At 42.3% G+C, this 17,338-nt stretch carries 14 protein-coding genes and 1 other annotated feature; of the genes, 8 read left to right on the plus strand and 6 right to left on the minus strand.

From position 1 onward, the window contains the following. Window positions 1–51: 51 nt before the first annotated feature. On the minus strand, window positions 52–2,538 hold the full coding sequence (locus ACZ449_RS16750) for a LuxR C-terminal-related transcriptional regulator (RefSeq protein WP_464257204.1): 2,487 nt from the start codon (window positions 2,536–2,538) through the stop codon (window positions 52–54). A 355-nt stretch (window positions 2,539–2,893) separates the two neighbouring features. On the opposite strand from ACZ449_RS16750, the gene ACZ449_RS16755 reads away from it, so the two are divergent. The 8 genes from ACZ449_RS16755 to ACZ449_RS16790 all read left to right on the plus strand — a co-directional run bounded on the left by ACZ449_RS16755 (window position 2,894) and on the right by ACZ449_RS16790 (window position 10,104). Continuing rightward, on the plus strand, window positions 2,894–3,136 hold the full coding sequence (locus tag ACZ449_RS16755; protein ID WP_464257205.1) for a hypothetical protein: 243 nt from the start codon (window positions 2,894–2,896) through the stop codon (window positions 3,134–3,136). Window positions 3,137–3,251: 115 nt separating this feature from the next. Beyond that, complete coding sequence (locus ACZ449_RS16760) at window positions 3,252–3,377, plus strand: hypothetical protein (RefSeq protein ID WP_464257206.1); 126 nt, start codon at window positions 3,252–3,254, stop codon at window positions 3,375–3,377. A gap of 59 nt (window positions 3,378–3,436) precedes the next feature. Next, window positions 3,437–3,586 (plus strand): hypothetical protein, encoded by a 150-nt coding sequence (locus ACZ449_RS16765; RefSeq protein WP_464257207.1) that lies wholly within the window; start codon window positions 3,437–3,439, stop codon window positions 3,584–3,586. 858 nt (window positions 3,587–4,444) lie between these two features. Further along, entirely contained in the window at window positions 4,445–6,103 is a 1,659-nt protein-coding gene (locus tag ACZ449_RS16770; RefSeq protein WP_464257208.1) for a PAS domain-containing protein, read from the plus strand. A gap of 235 nt (window positions 6,104–6,338) precedes the next feature. Next, on the plus strand, window positions 6,339–7,175 hold the full coding sequence (locus ACZ449_RS16775) for an HD-GYP domain-containing protein (protein WP_464257209.1): 837 nt from the start codon (window positions 6,339–6,341) through the stop codon (window positions 7,173–7,175). 57 nt (window positions 7,176–7,232) lie between these two features. Further along, window positions 7,233–8,396: a methyl-accepting chemotaxis protein gene (locus tag ACZ449_RS16780; protein WP_464257210.1), complete on the plus strand. Its 1,164-nt coding sequence runs from the start codon at window positions 7,233–7,235 to the stop codon at window positions 8,394–8,396. A 22-nt stretch (window positions 8,397–8,418) separates the two neighbouring features. Then, window positions 8,419–8,889, plus strand: coding sequence for a chemotaxis protein CheW (locus ACZ449_RS16785; RefSeq protein ID WP_464257211.1), 471 nt, complete (start codon window positions 8,419–8,421; stop codon window positions 8,887–8,889). Window positions 8,890–9,063: 174 nt separating this feature from the next. Beyond that, entirely contained in the window at window positions 9,064–10,104 is a 1,041-nt protein-coding gene (locus ACZ449_RS16790; protein WP_464257212.1) for an HD-GYP domain-containing protein, read from the plus strand. Window positions 10,105–10,215: 111 nt separating this feature from the next. On the opposite strand, the gene ilvA is transcribed toward ACZ449_RS16790, so the two are convergent. From ilvA to ACZ449_RS16815, 5 genes are all read right to left on the minus strand, one after another. After that, on the minus strand, window positions 10,216–11,205 hold the full coding sequence (gene ilvA / locus ACZ449_RS16795) for a threonine ammonia-lyase (RefSeq protein WP_464257213.1): 990 nt from the start codon (window positions 11,203–11,205) through the stop codon (window positions 10,216–10,218). Window positions 11,206–11,251: 46 nt separating this feature from the next. Beyond that, window positions 11,252–11,521: a binding site (T-box leader), on the minus strand. 61 nt (window positions 11,522–11,582) lie between these two features. After that, a complete protein-coding gene (locus tag ACZ449_RS16800) occupies window positions 11,583–12,029 on the minus strand; it encodes an OmpH/Skp family outer membrane protein (RefSeq protein ID WP_464257214.1) in 447 nt (148 codons plus the stop codon). A gap of 146 nt (window positions 12,030–12,175) precedes the next feature. Further along, entirely contained in the window at window positions 12,176–13,837 is a 1,662-nt protein-coding gene (locus ACZ449_RS16805) for a ribonuclease J (protein ID WP_464257215.1), read from the minus strand. A 137-nt stretch (window positions 13,838–13,974) separates the two neighbouring features. Continuing rightward, a complete protein-coding gene (locus tag ACZ449_RS16810; RefSeq protein ID WP_464257216.1) occupies window positions 13,975–16,056 on the minus strand; it encodes a sensor domain-containing diguanylate cyclase in 2,082 nt (693 codons plus the stop codon). 483 nt (window positions 16,057–16,539) lie between these two features. Beyond that, complete coding sequence (locus ACZ449_RS16815; protein ID WP_464257217.1) at window positions 16,540–17,187, minus strand: trimeric intracellular cation channel family protein; 648 nt, start codon at window positions 17,185–17,187, stop codon at window positions 16,540–16,542. Window positions 17,188–17,338: the final 151 nt, after the last annotated feature.

Genomic DNA, 17,338 nt, shown 5'->3' on the forward strand with positions numbered 1-17,338 from the left:
ATAAAATGAATTAGCTTTAGAAGATACTATCCGAAAGTATACATTTTTCCATCAGCCAGTCTTGTTTTCAATGATTATCCTGGCAAGTACTGTTCGGCTGTTGATACTTAACTTTACATAAATGTTCTGCAACGCTTTTTTCACCGTGACTTCGGCTATGTGCAATGTTTTTCCGATATCCCGATTTGTTTTTCCTGCTGCAATCAGTTCGGCAATAGTCCATTCCCGCTCGGTAAGCGGCAATTTGCTGTTACCACCGCTTAGTTCTGTCGACATTATTTCCCTATTTTTGGCAATTGGCGTAAACTTCCTGCGTATCTCGCTGATCAATTCCGGGTAATGCCCACCTGCTTCCAACTCGGTAAGCAGTTCGATAAGGTACTCTCCATTTTCCACAAATGGCATTATCACCTGATCCGGAGCTGCAACAGCTAACGCTTTTTCGAGCGCGAACAGCGCGGCTTCCTGATGCCCCAATTTGAACTTAGCGGCTGCTTCATAGATATAGGTATACACCAGACCCAACAGATTGGGAAACACGCTTGCAAGATCGATGAATGTTTCGGATAAGCCGATTAGCTTCAGCTGTTGACCACTGATTAGCAGTACCTTGCCCCAAACAATATTGAAAAAAGCGTAACTGGGGAAATAGATCGACCGATCCTGCAAATCACCATTCGCAATCCATGTCGGAATTTTCTTCTCTAGATTGAGGTATGAATAGATAAACCCTTCACACATATCCCAGGTATGAAGATATTGATACAATCCCTGTTGCTTGATTTTTTCCCTCGTTTTCCGCAAGCTGCTCGTTACATATTCTAAGTCTCCCTTTACAAGTGCCAACCGCAATTGAAGAAACAGCGCGCACAGCACAATGGCTGTTTGTCCCTGGAACTGGGCACTGTACAGGGCTTTATGCACCGCAATTTCCGCATTTTCAAAATCGCCAATGTAATAATACCGTTCGCCCTGCATAACAGCTTCCGCACCCGAGCCATGTCCTGATGTTAAGCGGGAGTAATGCGTTATGGCAACATTCATCTCCTGTACTACCTGTTCAAGTTGCCCGCTCTCACGATAAAACATATACAAAACAGATGGTGAACCAAATGTCCATGAACTGTTTTTGTCGATGAACTCTGACGGCCCTTTTAGCAAGCTATCAGCCCGCTCAATATGCTCGGACATCCCGGCTATGTGATTATACCTGCCAAAGCTGCACAGGAGTTCGAGTTCTCCCATCAGCTGTTTTCTCTCGTGTTCCTTTTCCTCTGGCAAAGACTCGATGTACTCGCCGATTTCTTCGCACTGCTGCGCAAACAATTCCATTTCATTAAACGAAAACAGATTGATGGCGTAGATCAGACAAGCTTGCAAATGCTCTCTTTTTATATCTATGGGGCATTCATGGAAATAGCGGATCAGTTTTTCTTTATGCTCACTCCATATGCCATTTCCTTTATCCAATTCAATAGCCAGTAACAGATCGTCGAAGCCGGCCGTTTTATAAAAATAATCCAGGGAATGAATACAATCGCCGACATTTACATACCATTTCCCCGCTCTATTCCAAACAGCCTTTTTCTGGTCTAAACCCAATCTGTCAAACATTCGCCGCAAGTAACTTGTAAAAATATTATGCATATAATAGGTTCCAGCGGTTTGATCATACCGGATGAAAGCGTTGTTTGCCGCTAATTGTCGCAGCAGCACCTCGACATTGTCCTGGCACCACATGTATTCCGCCTGCTCTAAGGTAAAGTTATCAAAAATGCAGATAGTTAACAAAAACTCACGAGCTTCTGTAGAAAGCCGCCGATAGACGACCTTTTCTATCAACTCATGCAGACTGACCTGATGTTCAATCCGCCCATCCTGTAGAAAACCCAGTAAACAAAGATATACGGCGCTAATCCAGCCTTCCGTATAAGAAACCAGAAAATCCGCATCCTCTGCATGGAGTTTAACTCCACGCAGCTTGCAATACTCGATAATCTCTTCCCGCGAAAGCACAAAACAGTTCTTGTTGATAACCCTGCAATACCCTTTGAGGATAAGCTCGCCTGTGTTATCGCCAAAAACGCTACGCGATACTATTACGATATATAGATTGGGAATCTCAGCCTTGACCAGCAATTCAACAAATTGATCGACATCGGCAGATGACACCAAATGATAATCATCCAAAACAATAACCGTTCTTGCTGGAAATTGTATCCCCTCCAAAATGCCGACAGCCTCTTCCAAAAATACGCTGTTGCTAGGAACCCCCACTTCCGCAAGACTGGCCGCAGCGGTTGGATTGAGTTTTCTAAACAGACGGCAAAAACCATTCCAGAAACTTGTTTCTGACTCATCCAACAGCGTTTGCCACAGCACCTGGGCCTGGCTTGTCTTTAAATACTCCTTCACCGCGGTTGTTTTTCCATAGCCCATTGGCGCTTCCACCACAGTCAGCGGATATTCCCATATCTTATCCAGAGCCCCATTGACCGACTTGCGCATGTACATAATCCGGGCATCGTTTTTTAACATGAAAACGCCTCCTGAGCATATGCTTGATCTCCTCGATCGGTAATATAATTATATAGACTCACAACCTACTTTTCCGGCAAATTATGGGTAATTTTATATTCTATACTTAGTATCCTATGTCCTGCTGAATTATTACACATTTTAACAAAGCGGGTTTTGCAGCAACTGATTATCTTTTGCAGAACTATATACAACGTGTTAACGGTTTTTGCATCACCTACCTGCGCCTGCAAACTTCTTTACTGCGAAATATATACAAACAAAAATTAACATTTTCTTAACACAAACAGCCTATTCTGTCTCCCGAAAACATGTTATATTAAAAAATAATATGTTTTCGGGAGGGATTTAACGCATGCGTGAAACCATCACTATTAACCGGATTACCCATTGCGAACTTACCGGCAAGGAAGTTGCCCAACAATTTTCAGCCTATATTCTTACCAAGCAAGCGGCTCAGCCAACCAGTGAACTGCTAACAAAATACTGCAGCGGTGAAAGCACCTGCAAAAGCACCGACTGCCAGTTCATAATAGGTTTGTCGGGAAAACATTACACAAAAAAAATTGATAACATTTTTAAGTATAGTAACGAATAAATTAAAGGTGGCCTATACGGGGATTAGGCCACCTTTTAGATTAAAAAGAAGTATGAGCTTTTTTCCGTATTTTAGTGATTAATCTTGTAAACAATAACCCACAGGAGGTGATACTGTGGCTAAGAACAACGCTAATGACTCTTTAGCTCAGAAACAAGCAAAAGAACAAAATCAGAACCTCAAAAACAAGAATAGCAGTGACGATAAACACCTTACTGGTCCCAATCACCCATCAACCTGAGAGCAGCATAGGCTACTATTGCGAAACACTAAAATAAAATTTGTTTAGAGGTGTTAGAAATGGCTAAAGGAGATAGCGGCGCAACACAGCAAGATATATTTAACAAAAATGTGTCCGAGCAGCCGTTGGTCAAATACAATAACCCTGCAACAAGCGGAAAAATTCAAGATAAATTACGTAATCGCCGTGACCCTAACATTCATTCATAATCCAGGCAAGTCGTGCACATAAATCCCCGGGAACTGAAGATACTAGCAATAGATCATTCCCTCCCCCAATTAGGCCGCATGGCCTCTTTTTTTATAAGATAAGACAGTATAAGTTTTTGAGAGTCATGGAGGTCTTATAAAACAAGGGGTGTCAAATACGAAACCCGGAACAGGTGGCTGTACTGTTTGCGTCCAGTAACCTTCGTAACTCCCGTAACCCCTCGGCCTTTGCCGGAAAAAGCGTTCCGCAGGAGAAAAGCCGGGCGGTATTCCGTTAAAAAATCCGTACTGTTTGAGCGTAGCGAGTTTACGGATTTTAGGAATATCGCCCGGCTTTTCAGCTTTTGGAGGCTTAGGGCCTAGACCTTTTGTTACTTTGGGGGCAATGCCAAAAGTAAAACCCCTCTCCTTGTATTCCACTGACTCAACGTAAGACAAAGGACCGCACTAGCGGTTTTCTTATCCAGATGGAAAGTATAACTTTCCCTAGATTGAACGACTAAGGCTTCTATCGGCATCCTAAAGGACTTGGCACAAACCAAGTCTTTTCTTATGCCGTATAGTCTACGTACGCATATGCATATGCATATGCATATTATTTTCTAACTATCTCTCACCTTGGACTTAGTTGGACACGGACTTACAATACTCGCCTAATTAACCTAAGGCTTTACAACTTATAATCTGCTATACTATTTGGATCATAAACAAATTTTTACATAATTATCGAAACTCACAAGGGAAACAATGAAATCTCGGAGAAGGTTTATGTAAAAACCGTGCAAAAACCCGTGTACATTGACAATACTTGTAAATATATATATCATAGGTAAACAAATTCGATATTACGAGGCAATTATGAGCGATTGTTTTTTTGGAATAAACGAGAATAACGTTAGTCTTAATAAAAGAAAAACCGTATACGAGATAAACCCCGGCCCCATCTTAGTAAGCCGGTTGGATCGTGAAGGCAAACTGGTACAAGTGAGCTATAATGATCCAAGTACCGGCATTGTAACAAAAAATATTGTTGGTAAGAACCTTACTCACTTTCGCCTTGAATTCCAAAATTACAAAAAATGTGAATATCATTTAAAGCGAGCTTTTGCCACTGCAAAAAAAGAAGTGTTTCAACTAAATGTAGGAATACGACGGTACCACATTTCCTTGGTTCCTGAGAAAAGTAGCAACAAGGAAATAGAATTCGTACTTGGCATAGTGTGTGATGTGACTAAAGAACAAAAAGTACTTGATCAATTAGTATTCCATAAAAACAAATTAAGTGCAAATCAGCATCATTTAGAGATGGCGCAGAAAATTGCCAAACTGGGTTATTTTGAACTGGATATTAGCAATGGTACTATCTACTGCTCAGATCAACAATATGCAAACTTTGGTTATACACCTCAAAAAGCTAAGCCGACAGTAGACCTTTTTACCAGGCGCATTCATCCTGATGATAGTGCGACCGTAAAATCAGCAGTAGCCGAAATAAAAAATGCAAAATATTTAGAATTAGAGTTCAGGATTCTAAAGAGTGATCATTCTGTTGGATGGGTCTATGCCCGAATTAACGCAATTACAAATCAGCAAGGGCACTTAACCAAACTATTGGGGGTAACCCAGGATATTACGAAAAAAAAGCAGACAGAAAACCGTATCCACAAGGCAGAAAAGGACTTGATTTTCATTAATCAAGTTAACACGCGAAGTAATTATCTGAATCGCTTGTTGTTGAATGATTATCCATTGGAATATACCAGTAAGGCTCTCAGTGAGTTCGGCCTCGAAAGCCATGTGGTGTATTGTTGCTTTGTGATTCAAGTGACTGACAGTACGGGAAACGCAGTTGAGACAGCCAATGCTGAAGATGACACAGCAGGGATAAAACAGCAGGTTCTCATTTGGCTTGCTGACAAGGGGCATGATAAAATATGGAACTTAAACAATACTATCATTCTCTTAGTAGCTCTATCAGACGAAGCCATTAGTACCAAGCAATATCAGTTGGACTTCTCCCATCAACTGGCTCACGAAATGAAAAAGCACTTTCCTACTCTCTGTACAATAATTGGTATATCTGGCTCATCCAGCATTCCTCTCAATATTAAGGATGTATATGAAAAGGCTAACCGCGCGGCTATTGTTGCAAGCGCAGATAGTCACCCACAGATAGTGCACTTTGACGATATTGGGCTTTATGAAATTGCCTTTCAACTTATAAAAGATAAAAATATTGTCACCTTAGCCGCCAGCACGATAGGGCGACTTGTAGAATATGACCAGACTCGCGGAGGTAATTTATTGTTAACATTAAAATACATTTTGGAAGGCGATAGCTTGAAAGTAGTTGCCCAAAAGCTTTATATTCATCCCAATACCGCAATATGGCGAAAACATCGGATAGAGGAATTGCTGAGCATGTCATTAGACAAAATGGAAACCAAGGTAACACTTATGTTGCATTTAAAAATATGGGAACTACAAAATAAAACAGATTTAGAAAAGAAACAGTAAGCATTCTTGCTTATTATCACAATCAATATGCTTTTTATAATATAAAATAGGAGCAGTTATTGTTATAGGGAAACAATAACTGCTCCTATTTTCTAGTATCTGGTCCAATAGTATATTTATGCTATTTATCTTAAAATTATAAATCGAGTAGAACATTGACGCATTTAATTATATTATGCATTTTTGGGGGAGTGATGATACACGATTGTATGGCATCAAATCGCGAAGGCTGCGAATGTTTCCAAAGTATGACGAAACGCTGGACATAATATCATCAACCTTTAAAAAAGTCCGGATATTTGATGAAGTTCCGATCGCCGAATGCCAAGAATTAGCTGAAAATTACATAGAACTTATGATTGACATCGAGGGTGTTCTGGATAACCTTTACCGGCTTCAGACACACCATGAATATACCTTTAAACACTCGCTTCATGTAGCCATACTTACCGGACTCCTGGGAAAATGGACAGGCTTTACGGGCGCACTTCTAAAAGACTTTATCTTATCCGGGCTATTGCATGATATTGGGAAAGCGCTTGTTCCCCGGGAAATACTTGATAAGCCCGGGCCACTTACTACTGAAGAAATGGACATTATCAAGCTGCATTCAGAACAAGGCTATCATTTGCTAAGCAATTGTGACGATGTTTCTGAAGAAGTGAAATTAGGGGTACTGCAACACCATGAAAGAGAAGACGGCAGTGGCTACCCATTGGGGTTAAAAGGAAAGGATTTAAACATCTGCGCTAAGTTTGTTGCCATTGCAGATATTTATAGCGCAATGACCACAGAGCGGACGTGTCGAAAAAAAATACCGCCTTTTACTGCTATCAATATAATACTCAATCAAATGTACGGCAAACTTGACTCCGTCATTTGCTTAACGCTTTCAGCCAAACTCCAAAATTATTTGCTTGGTATGCGAGTTTTGTTAAACAACGGCAAACAAGGCAAAGTAGTGCAAATCCCTAATATCGCCACAGCCAGGCCTATAGTCCGGCTGGATAATGGCATTTTGCTGGACTTAGATAATGATGAAAAAATTACCGTCATCGCAGTATTAGAATAAAGCATTATCTAGGATGAAAAACCATCCTGGATAACATAAACGAAGGGACTGGGTAAAATGGAACTAACTGATTTACGGGTACATACAAAGGAACTGGCGTTTTTAAAGCAATATTTGGACATTACTATTTCTTCTTATGAAGATGGGGCCTGCTTTTTTGTTACCGATTTAAATACAGTAACATTTAAATCAAAGCATACATTTGATATTGCCGGCTTGGAGGTAGGAACTCAATACAGTCAAAACGGTATCGCTGCTCAGGTCATCCAAGCCCGCAGAGTGATTTTACAACAGCTTGACCGCAATGTATATGGAGTGAGAATATTTGCCATAGGCGGCCCCCTCTGGGATGAAACCGACAGGGAAATTCTTGGTGCCTGGGTACTAGCCATACCGCGACAGCACAAACTTGTAAATGCCTTTGACTCTTTTGCCCCGACGTTGGCCGATTTACTACCAGAAGGCGGGGTATTGTATGTAGCCGACAAAGAAAAAATTATAAAGAAACAGGGCTCAAACAAGTTCGATGTTGAGGGAGTACAGGTTAATACCCCATTGCGGAATGATAGTATAGCTATTCAATCTCAACAACAAAAAAAACTAGTCATGCAAGAGGTAGACGCATCCATCTATGGCGTTCCAACTATGGTTGCTTCCGCTCCGCTCATTGTGGATAACGGAGAAGTCGTAGGCAGCTTCGGCTTAACATTGCCAAGGCAGCTAGCCAATGATTTAAAAGAAATCGCCAATTCTCTCGACCAGGGGCTAACCGGTGTTTCCGCATCAGTACAACAAATCACCGCCGCCACCAATGATATTAGCGAAAACCAATCTCACCTTCACGGCGAAATTCAGCAAGTAAAAGAGTACCTGGACAATATTAATAAAGTAATGGGCTTTATTAAAGAAATTGCTGATGAAACCAAAATGCTCGGGCTAAATGCGGCAATTGAAGCGGCCAGAGTTGGGGAAGCCGGTCGGGGTTTTGGCGTAGTGGCCGAAGAAATTCGAAAGCTATCTGAGGAATCCAAGAAAACAGTCGCACAAATTCGGGAATTAACCGGTCAAATTGATAAATCCATGACAGAAACGTCAGGCGCCTCTGAATCTACGTTAGCCGTGGTTGAGGAAACTTCTGCAGCCATTCAGGAGGTTAACGCCACAATCGAAGAATTGACTAGTATAGCAGGTAATTTAACGCAAACAGCTGCTAAGCTCTAATCTAAAAGGATGTGTGATACGGATGGCAGAAGAAAATCTCAAACTAGTTGTCTTTGTGCTAGAACATGACAGTAAAGTTTATGAATATGGTATTCCTATCCAGCAGGTTTATGAAATAACCCGCCCCCTGTCGACCACCAAGCTTCCTGGGATGCCAGCTTTTGTTAATGGTGTTATGAACCTGCGTCGTGACGTTATTCCGGTTGTTGATATAAAAGAACGATTCCGTTTTGGCAATACCATTACCCAAGATACAACCAGAATCATTGTTGTACATATCAATGGCAAAAAATGCGGAATACTTGTTGATGACGTATTGGAAATTATTCCAATAGAAACTGAAGATGTATCCGAAGCGCCAACGATTGCCGGCGGAGTAAGTGCCAACTTTATTCTCGGTATTTGCAAGATGAATGAGCGATTAATAATTGCACTGGATATGGATAAAATTTTAAACCAGCGCGAAGCGCAAGAGCTCCAAGACGTAGTCTAGGAACTTTAAAGAACGGAGCGACTAACCGTTCCGTTCTTTAAAATTATTGCAAACATTCTACTTGAAAGGGCTATCCTATTAAAACCTTTAGGATAGCCCTTACCCACCAAATATTACGACTCTCCCTAAATTCATATACCGACGTAATGGGTATAAAATTCGCGGAGGCTACCAATGTTTTCAAAATGTAACCTAGTATTAAGCAGCAACCTCAAAACCGGTATGGTAATTGCCCGGCCGGTAATTTCAGAAAAAAAGCATATCCTGTTAAAGCAGGGTGCCATTATTACTGAAGATACCATAAAAAAACTTTTACATTGGGGAATTTCGGCTGTTAATGTAGCCTGCCCAGACCCCCGCCCTTCCGTAAGCCCCTACCTTTTTAGCATCTATAATGAAACATTAAACTTAATCTCGTCTATTTTTGAAAAAGTCCGGCAATGTAAAGAAGTTCCGATTACCGAGTGCCAAGAATTAGCTGAAAAATACATAAAAATTATAATTGATACCGAAGGTGTTCTGGATGCCCTTTACCGGATTACGACGTACCATGAGTACACCTTCACACACTCTCTTCATGTAGCCATACTTGCCGGCCTCCTGGGTAAATGGACAGGCTTTTCGGACGCAAAGCGAAAAGATTTTATCTTATCCGGGCTATTGCATGATATCGGCAAAGCCCTTGTTCCCTGGAAAATACTTGATAAACCGGGTCCACTTACTGCCGATGAAATGGACATTATCAAGTTGCATTCATCACAAGGCTATCACTTGCTAAGCAATTGTGCCGAAATTTCGGAAGAAGCCAAACTAGGAGTGTTGCAACACCACGAAAGAGAAGACGGCAGCGGTTACCCCTTGGGGTTAAAGGGCAAAGATATCAGTACTTGCGCTAAGTTTGTAGCCATTGCAGATATTTACGACGCTATGACTACCGAGCGGGTGTACCGGAAAAAAATGCTGCCTTTTACTGCAATAAATATAATGCTTAATCAAATGGGCGACAAACTTGACTCCGCCACTTGCTTAACCCTGTCAATCAACCTCCGGAAATTCCTAATTGGTATGCGGGTTTTGTTAAGCAATGGGGAACAGGGTAAAGTAGTTCAGATGCTAAATATCACCACATCCAGACCTATAGTAAGGCTGGATAACGGCATTTTCCTCGACTTAGATAATGATGAAACAATTACCGTCGTCGCAGTACTGGATTGAGTTCATTCAATAAAACAGCAGGAGGATAATTATGAGTCAGCAAGGATCTCAAAACAAATTTGGCTACTGAGACCTGATCAAGTAACTTAGATAACTAAAGTCATTGTCCTGTTACCAACAGGCTACCTGATGATACTTATCCTCGATAAGCATGGATAAAAGCATGGGATCAATATTGCCACCACTGACGACTACAGCAATTTTTTGTGCCGGCAGCTTGATTTTATCGGCCAATAGAGCCGCAATTCCGACTACCCCTGCCCCCTCAGTCATTATTTTACCACGCTCTAGCATGAACAAAATACCAGCAATAATTTCTTCCTCAGTAACTAAAATAAGATCATCAACATACTTTTGTGTATAGTGGAAGGTAAGCTCGCCTGGCTGCTTTACGGCAATCCCATCGGCAATGGTACTGACAGATGGCAGGCAGGACCTCGCTCCGCAGGCCAGTGCTTGTGCCATAGAGGGCGCACCAGCCGCCTGCACGCCGATTATTTTGATTTTGGGATTATGCTCTTTGGCAGCCGCAGCCAGACCGGCGATTAGACCGCCCCCGCCAACAGGAGCAATGATGGCATCCACATCAAACATCTGCGACATGATTTCCAACGCAATAGTTCCCTGACCAGCAATGATCGCTGGATCATCAAATGCATGGATAAAGGTTCTGTTTTGCTCTGCCTGCAGCTTACGGGCGTGCTGGTAGGCTTCATCATAATTCTGACCATACAGCACTACATTGGCACCATAGGCCTTGGTAGCCCCTACCTTGGCTGTTGGTGCTTTTTCCGGCATAACAACAATGGCAGGTACATTAGAGGCTTTTGCCGCCCAGGCTACGCCCTGGGCATGATTGCCGGCCGAGGCTGTTATTACCCCACAAGCCATCTCTTCTGGACGTAAACTGAATATCTTATTGGCAGCCCCCCGGATTTTGAAAGAACCCGTTTTTTGCATATTTTCCAGTTTTAAGTGGACCTGGCAATTGGCTATTTCACTTAAAGTACGGGAATGGTGCAGCGGGGTCTGATGAACGAAGGGGGTAATTCGTTGCCATGCCTCTTTTATTTTTACTAAGTTTAGCTCATGAACATCCATTTCAAATTACCTCCTTATAAAATAAAAAAACCTCTGTCCCCTTGTACAAAGGGACGGAGGTTAATCCGCGATACCACCCTAATTATTACAGTCATTATGTAAAGACTGCAATCTCTCATTAAAGTACGGAGCAAAGCTCGATACCCCAGCACAATAACGGGCACTGTTACCCTCACGGGCCCCGGCAAAGCTTACTATTGTTCAGCCTGCAACTCACAGAGGATTTTCGGTCATATCAGATAGTTACTGGCTCACACCAAACCCAGTTCGCTGAAAATATCTTTGTTATGCCTACTCTTCTGTTCATCGTTTTTAATTCAATATTATTGTTCATTAGTATATCGAAACGCTTGCCTGCTGTCAAGTGTTTCCTCAGCTTACTTCCCGGTAAGTTTCTTCAGCACATCAGGGGTAATGTCTACCCCGCCGTCAATGACGACATTTTTCCCTAGCACCACTGACAAACCCTTAGCTGCTCTCACTTCCTTAATTGCGCTGGCAATTCCCTCTGTAATAGGCTTAAGCAGTTCTTGCCGTTTCTGGGCCAGCTGCTGCCCTAGCTGCAAATCAAGATCCCGCTTCTCCTTGTCACCCAAACCGGCTGACTTGGTCTCGAACTCCTGTTTCGCCTGCTCCTGCGCTACCTTAAGTTCTTCATTTGCCTTAGGCGTATCCGGATGGTTGTTAAGCAGATATGCGACGTCAACAACACCGACAATGGCAGCAGGCGCCGGTGCGGCCTCCACTAAGGTTGCGCCAACCACAATTGTAAACAGTAATGTAAGCAGCATAGACATGCAAACCTTTTTCTTTTGCACAAACATAAGTAATACCCTTCTTTCTTGTCATTTAATTTGTTATCAGGTGGTAATTATAATTAAATTCTTGCTTTATATCAAAAACCCTGCAGAAATTAATATCCTGCAGGGTTTTTACTATGACTTATTCAGCTCAGCGTAACGGCAATACCTTATAAATCCATGATAATTGGTAAAATCATGGGGCGCCGGCCAGTTTTTGCAAATAAATACTTCGCCAACGCTTCCCGAATACCATTCTTTAGGGGAGCCCATTCGGTGATTGGCTGATTTTCAAAACGTTCTAACACAGTTTTTACAATATTACGCGACTCATCAATCAGGGCTTCTGAGTCTCTAACATAGACAAAGCCCCGCGAAACAATATCAGGACCATCCAGAACGCAACCACGACTTTTGTCAAGGGTAACCACAACAATCAATACCCCGTCCTGAGATAATTGCCGCCTGTCCCGGATAACAATATTGCCGACATCACCGACACCCAGACCGTCAACAAAGATTTTGCCAGCAGTTACTTTACCGGCAAAACGTCCGGTCTCAGCCGTAAACTCCAAAACCTGTCCATTCTCGCCGATAAAAACATTTTCCTTAGGTATACCTGTTTCTTGTGCTAGTTTACCATGTTGTCGAAGCATTCGGTGTTCGCCGTGAACAGGAATGAAGAACTTAGGACTAACCAGGTTCAAGATAAGCTTAAGCTCTTCCTGACTGGCATGTCCCGAAACATGGATACCTGAGGATCGTTCATACACAACATGAACCCCAGAACGCATTAAAGCATCAATAGTGCGACCAACCGAGCGTTCATTGCCTGGTATTGGGTTGGCTGCTATTAGCACAGTATCTCCTGGAGCTAGTTGCAGACTACGGTGACTTTTCGACGCCAAACGGCTGAGCGCAGCCATGGGTTCGCCTTGGCTGCCGGTTGTTAAGATCAGCATTTGATTATCAGGGTAGCGACTGATTTCGTCAACGCCAATCAGGACTCCTTCTGGTATGTCCATATAACCAAGCTCACTGGCCTTAGTTACCACTGTCACCATGCTCCGTCCGAGCAGTGCTACTTTGCGCCCATAGTTACAGGCCGCATTAATGGCCTGCTGCAGTCTGGATACATTAGAAGCAAATGTGGTTAGGATAATACGTCCCCTTGCTGTGCGAAAGTGCTCATCAAGACTCACCGTTACAGTGCGTTCCGACTTGGTATAGCCTGGACGTTCGGCGTTGGTGCTGTCTGAAAGCAGTACAAGCACTCCTTGATTACCCAATTCAGCGAACTTGTGGATATCAATCATCTTGCCATCAACAGGGGTCTGGTCGATTTTAAAGTCTCCAGTATGAACCACTGTACCGACTGGCGTTTTTAAATAAATCCCCAGCGCATCAGCAATCGAATGGTTAACCCGGATAAAACCAACTTCAAATGAACCCAGCGTAACAGAATCGCCGGGAGCGACCGGAATTAGGTTAGGCGCGGATACATCATATTCTTTTAAGCGTCCCTCCACCAAACCTAACGTAAGCCGCGAACCATACACAGGTACATCAATATGCCGCAATAGATAAAACAATGATCCAATATGATCCTCATGACCATGGGTTAAGACAACGGCTTTGATTTTTTCCTTATTTTCAATAATATAAGAGATATCTGGTATAACTAAGTCAATACCTAGCATGTCCTCTTCAGGAAAAGCCAGACCAGAGTCAAGAATAATCATGTCATCGCCACAGCGAAACACCGTCATATTCTTACCAATCTCACCAAGTCCCCCGAGCGGTATAATTAAAAGCTTATCATTTTTACTCACTAGAACCTCCAGTTATATAGTATTCACTAATTATTCTTTCATCCGTCCTCTATGCTTAAACGTAACGCCGACCCTAACTAGTGCTTTAATTATATACAACTGTCAAGTAATTTGCAAATTATAACAAGGATTCGTGTTTACGTATTCGTTGAGGCCACCTGCAACTGGTTTCTCCCTTCATTCTTCGCCTGATAGAGAGCCTGATCTGCTGCGATAATCAAGCTATCAGGAGTAGTAATGTCTGACGGTATAATCACGGCTATGCCCAGACTTATGGTAACGATTTGGCTGCTTACAGCTGTTGCATTACGAATACCCAATTCTCTAACACCAACTAAGATCTCATTTCCTAACTTCACAGCATTTGCTTGATCTGTATTGGGCAAGACTATGGCAAACTCTTCCCCGCCATAACGTGCCGCCAAATCTGTCGCCCGCTTGGCTACCTCTTTTATAACTCCGGCAACTCGCTTAAGACATTCGTCGCCAGAAACATGACCGTACGTATCGTTATAGTGTTTAAATAAGTCAACATCAATCATAATTAAAGCCAGTGGCAGTTGTTCCCGTCTGGCTCGCTGCCATTCTCGTTGCAGAAATTCATCAAAACAGCGCCGATTGGCAATGCCGGTCAACCCGTCCTCCAAAGAAAGCCTATACAATTTTTCATTCAACACTCTTAATTCCTGCGTTCGTTCGTTTACTTTTATCTCCAACTCGGCATGAACCTGACGCAAAGCTTCCTCTGCGATTTTACGCTCAGTAATATCTTTTACAATACTATCAATTAGAAAAACTTGCCTTTTTTCATCAAAATGTTTGATCGAAGTCACAGAACACCAGACGCTAGCTCCATCCTTTTTTTTCAGCCTAATTTCTCGGTCTTTCACTGCTCCCTGCTGGTCGATTTCTTCAAGCAACAGCTTAAAACTTTCCTGGTCAGAAAAATGAATTGCAGACGTTTGTAACAGTTCCTCCACAGAAGAGAAACCGAACATTTTCGCAAGCGCTGGATTGGCATATTCTATAAAAGAATTATCATTACCTGTTTTGCGGTATACACCAACATTACTATTTTCCACCAGCGAGCGATATTTTTCTTCGCTGTCACGCAATTCTGTTCTGCTGGCTTTTAGTTGGACTACCATCTTATTAAATGCCAGGGCTAACTGCCCAATTTCATCTTTACTTGTAACCTTGAGCGATGCATTCAGGTCACCAGCAGCCAGGTGGTCGGTGAGCGCTGCTATAGTAGTAATACGCTTTGTCATCATACCTGCAATAATAATACTTAGCAATGAAGCAACCAAAGCAGCCAGCATACTCATGACAATTCCCGTCCGCTTGACATGATTTACATATTCCAAAGCCTCATTAAGTGGCTGCTCTACCACTAATCCCCAACCAATAGTATGGATATAGCTATAGGCAGCCAATTTTTTTTGTCTGTTAACTTCGTATTCTGTCCACCCAGTCTTTTGCTCCATAACGGCTTTAACCGGAGCCCACTGCGAAGCCTCTTCCCCGCTGGCAACCAGTTTCCAGTCAGGATGTACCAGAATATGGCCCTCTTGATTAACAAGATACACATATCCAGTTTGACCAATTTTGGTTCGGTTGATATGGTCCATAACTGTTCTCAACTCAACGGTAATCGATAAAACACCTACTATCTTCTGCTGCTCATCCTGAATGGGTTGAGCAATAACAATACTAGGATAGCCTGTGGTTTTCGATAAAATAACATCGGAAACAGTAGTCTTGCCTGTCTGTTGCGCGTTCTGAAAGTAGCTATTGCTGCTATAATTAATCCATCTTTCGATCGGTTGCGCATCAGAACGGGCAAGCAGGTTGCCTTCAGCATCTGCTGTCGTGACAATCAGTATATCCGCATCCTGCCCCTCAATAGCCCTAAGCAGTGGCAACTGTTTTTCTGAAATCATAGATTTAATCTCACTGGTAGCGGCAGCCATTCGCAAAATTCTAATCTTTTCGCCAAACATCCTGTCAATATCCTCGGCTGTATGCAAAGCTGCATTCCAATTATGGTCAATAACTAATTCAGTCAATGCCTTTTCGCCATTATAACCAGTTATTGCAGTTGTTAGCAGCAAGGGAATCACTGTCATGCCAACCAGGTAAACGCTTAGCTTGGCTCGCAAACTTAGCATTTGCCACAGGTCAGCTACCTTATTCACCAGGGTTGTTGTAGGTAACACCGTACTCCCCCCTACTAGTTTATCCACTGATTCCGAGCAAATAACCCTGACAATTCCACCCTTCTAGGAACAGGGTACAACCATGACACATCACTGTCCAATTATAAATATTGCAATATTCAGTTTTTTATCTTTAGTTAAAACCGGCTCATCCATTTACTTGCCAATATAAGCCAATCCTCAAGAATACTCCGCTAAATATCTATATAAGTTAAATTAATTGAATTCGACAAATTATTGCAATATCCTTTATTTTTTTAGCAATATGTACTTGTATAGCTCCTCGAAAACACAGGACAGGTCGACCTATATGCAACGTGTTAAAGACTTTTGCAGGTAGGTGGTGTGTTGGCAAAAGCGCATAATTCCATATCTGATTTAAAAAGTAAAGAAGCTGGCGCATCCAACGATGAACAGCTTCCATTACTTCTTGTATTTCTCAGTTTTTCCTATTATACCCCATCCCCAGCACAGTCCAAATCACTAATTACCAGAATTACGGTTCTCGGACACTACATCCTTAGAATCTAAGCCAAGAATTGGAAAGTTCCAGCCGTATTTAATACAGCACAATCTCAAGCCTGTCGTAATACAAAAACAAAGATACAACGGTAGGTTGCCAGTATAATACGATTGAGCATAATAAAATGCCATAGCACCCACGATGGTAGTAATTGCGTAGACCTCCTGGCGAAACACATAGGGAATTTCTTTGACAAATACATCACGCATGACACTGCCGCCAATCCCTGTAATTACAGCGACAGTTGTAACGATAAATAAGGAATCGAGGTTATGCTGAATGGCAAGATTAGCACTAGTAGCCGTAAAAGCGCCCAACCCAATGGCATCAACTACCTGAATAGTATATTTGAACCGGTCCAACCAACGGTAAGTAAAAAAAACACCTATGGTAGCCATAGCGCTGATTATCAGGAAAGTAGGATCACGAAAAGTTAGCGGTGGCGTATTGCCAATAATAACATCCCGCAGTACCCCGCCACCAATGGCTGTCGTTATCGCCAATACCAACACACCAAAGACATCCAGTTTTTTTTGAATCCCTGTTAATGCGCCTGAAACCGCAAAAGCTATTATCCCCATAACTTCAAATACACTCCACGCTGTCATGATTCGTCCCTCTCCTGCATTCTATTCTATATACTCCGCAGTAAAGAAGTTTGCAGGCGCAGGTAGGTAATGCAAAAGTCTTAACCACGTCAATATAGTCTATTATTTTTCTCTGCTAATTTTATCATAAATTCGCTAAAAATACTGCAAA

Source organism: Desulfosporomusa polytropa, from assembly GCF_055380075.1.

Coding starts and splice junctions, on each gene's coding strand:
- ACZ449_RS16780 (WP_464257210.1), top strand. CDS start 7,233: ATGGAACTAACTGATTTACGGGTACATACAAAGGAACTGGCGTTTTTA.
- ACZ449_RS16790 (WP_464257212.1), top strand. CDS start 9,064: ATGTTTTCAAAATGTAACCTAGTATTAAGCAGCAACCTCAAAACCGGT.
- ACZ449_RS16775 (WP_464257209.1), top strand. CDS start 6,339: ATGTTTCCAAAGTATGACGAAACGCTGGACATAATATCATCAACCTTT.
- ACZ449_RS16785 (WP_464257211.1), top strand. CDS start 8,419: ATGGCAGAAGAAAATCTCAAACTAGTTGTCTTTGTGCTAGAACATGAC.
- ACZ449_RS16750 (WP_464257204.1), bottom strand. CDS start 2,538: ATGTTAAAAAACGATGCCCGGATTATGTACATGCGCAAGTCGGTCAAT.
- ACZ449_RS16770 (WP_464257208.1), top strand. CDS start 4,445: ATGAGCGATTGTTTTTTTGGAATAAACGAGAATAACGTTAGTCTTAAT.
- ACZ449_RS16755 (WP_464257205.1), top strand. CDS start 2,894: ATGCGTGAAACCATCACTATTAACCGGATTACCCATTGCGAACTTACC.
- ilvA (WP_464257213.1), bottom strand. CDS start 11,205: ATGGATGTTCATGAGCTAAACTTAGTAAAAATAAAAGAGGCATGGCAA.
- ACZ449_RS16800 (WP_464257214.1), bottom strand. CDS start 12,029: ATGTTTGTGCAAAAGAAAAAGGTTTGCATGTCTATGCTGCTTACATTA.
- ACZ449_RS16765 (WP_464257207.1), top strand. CDS start 3,437: ATGGCTAAAGGAGATAGCGGCGCAACACAGCAAGATATATTTAACAAA.
- ACZ449_RS16815 (WP_464257217.1), bottom strand. CDS start 17,187: ATGACAGCGTGGAGTGTATTTGAAGTTATGGGGATAATAGCTTTTGCG.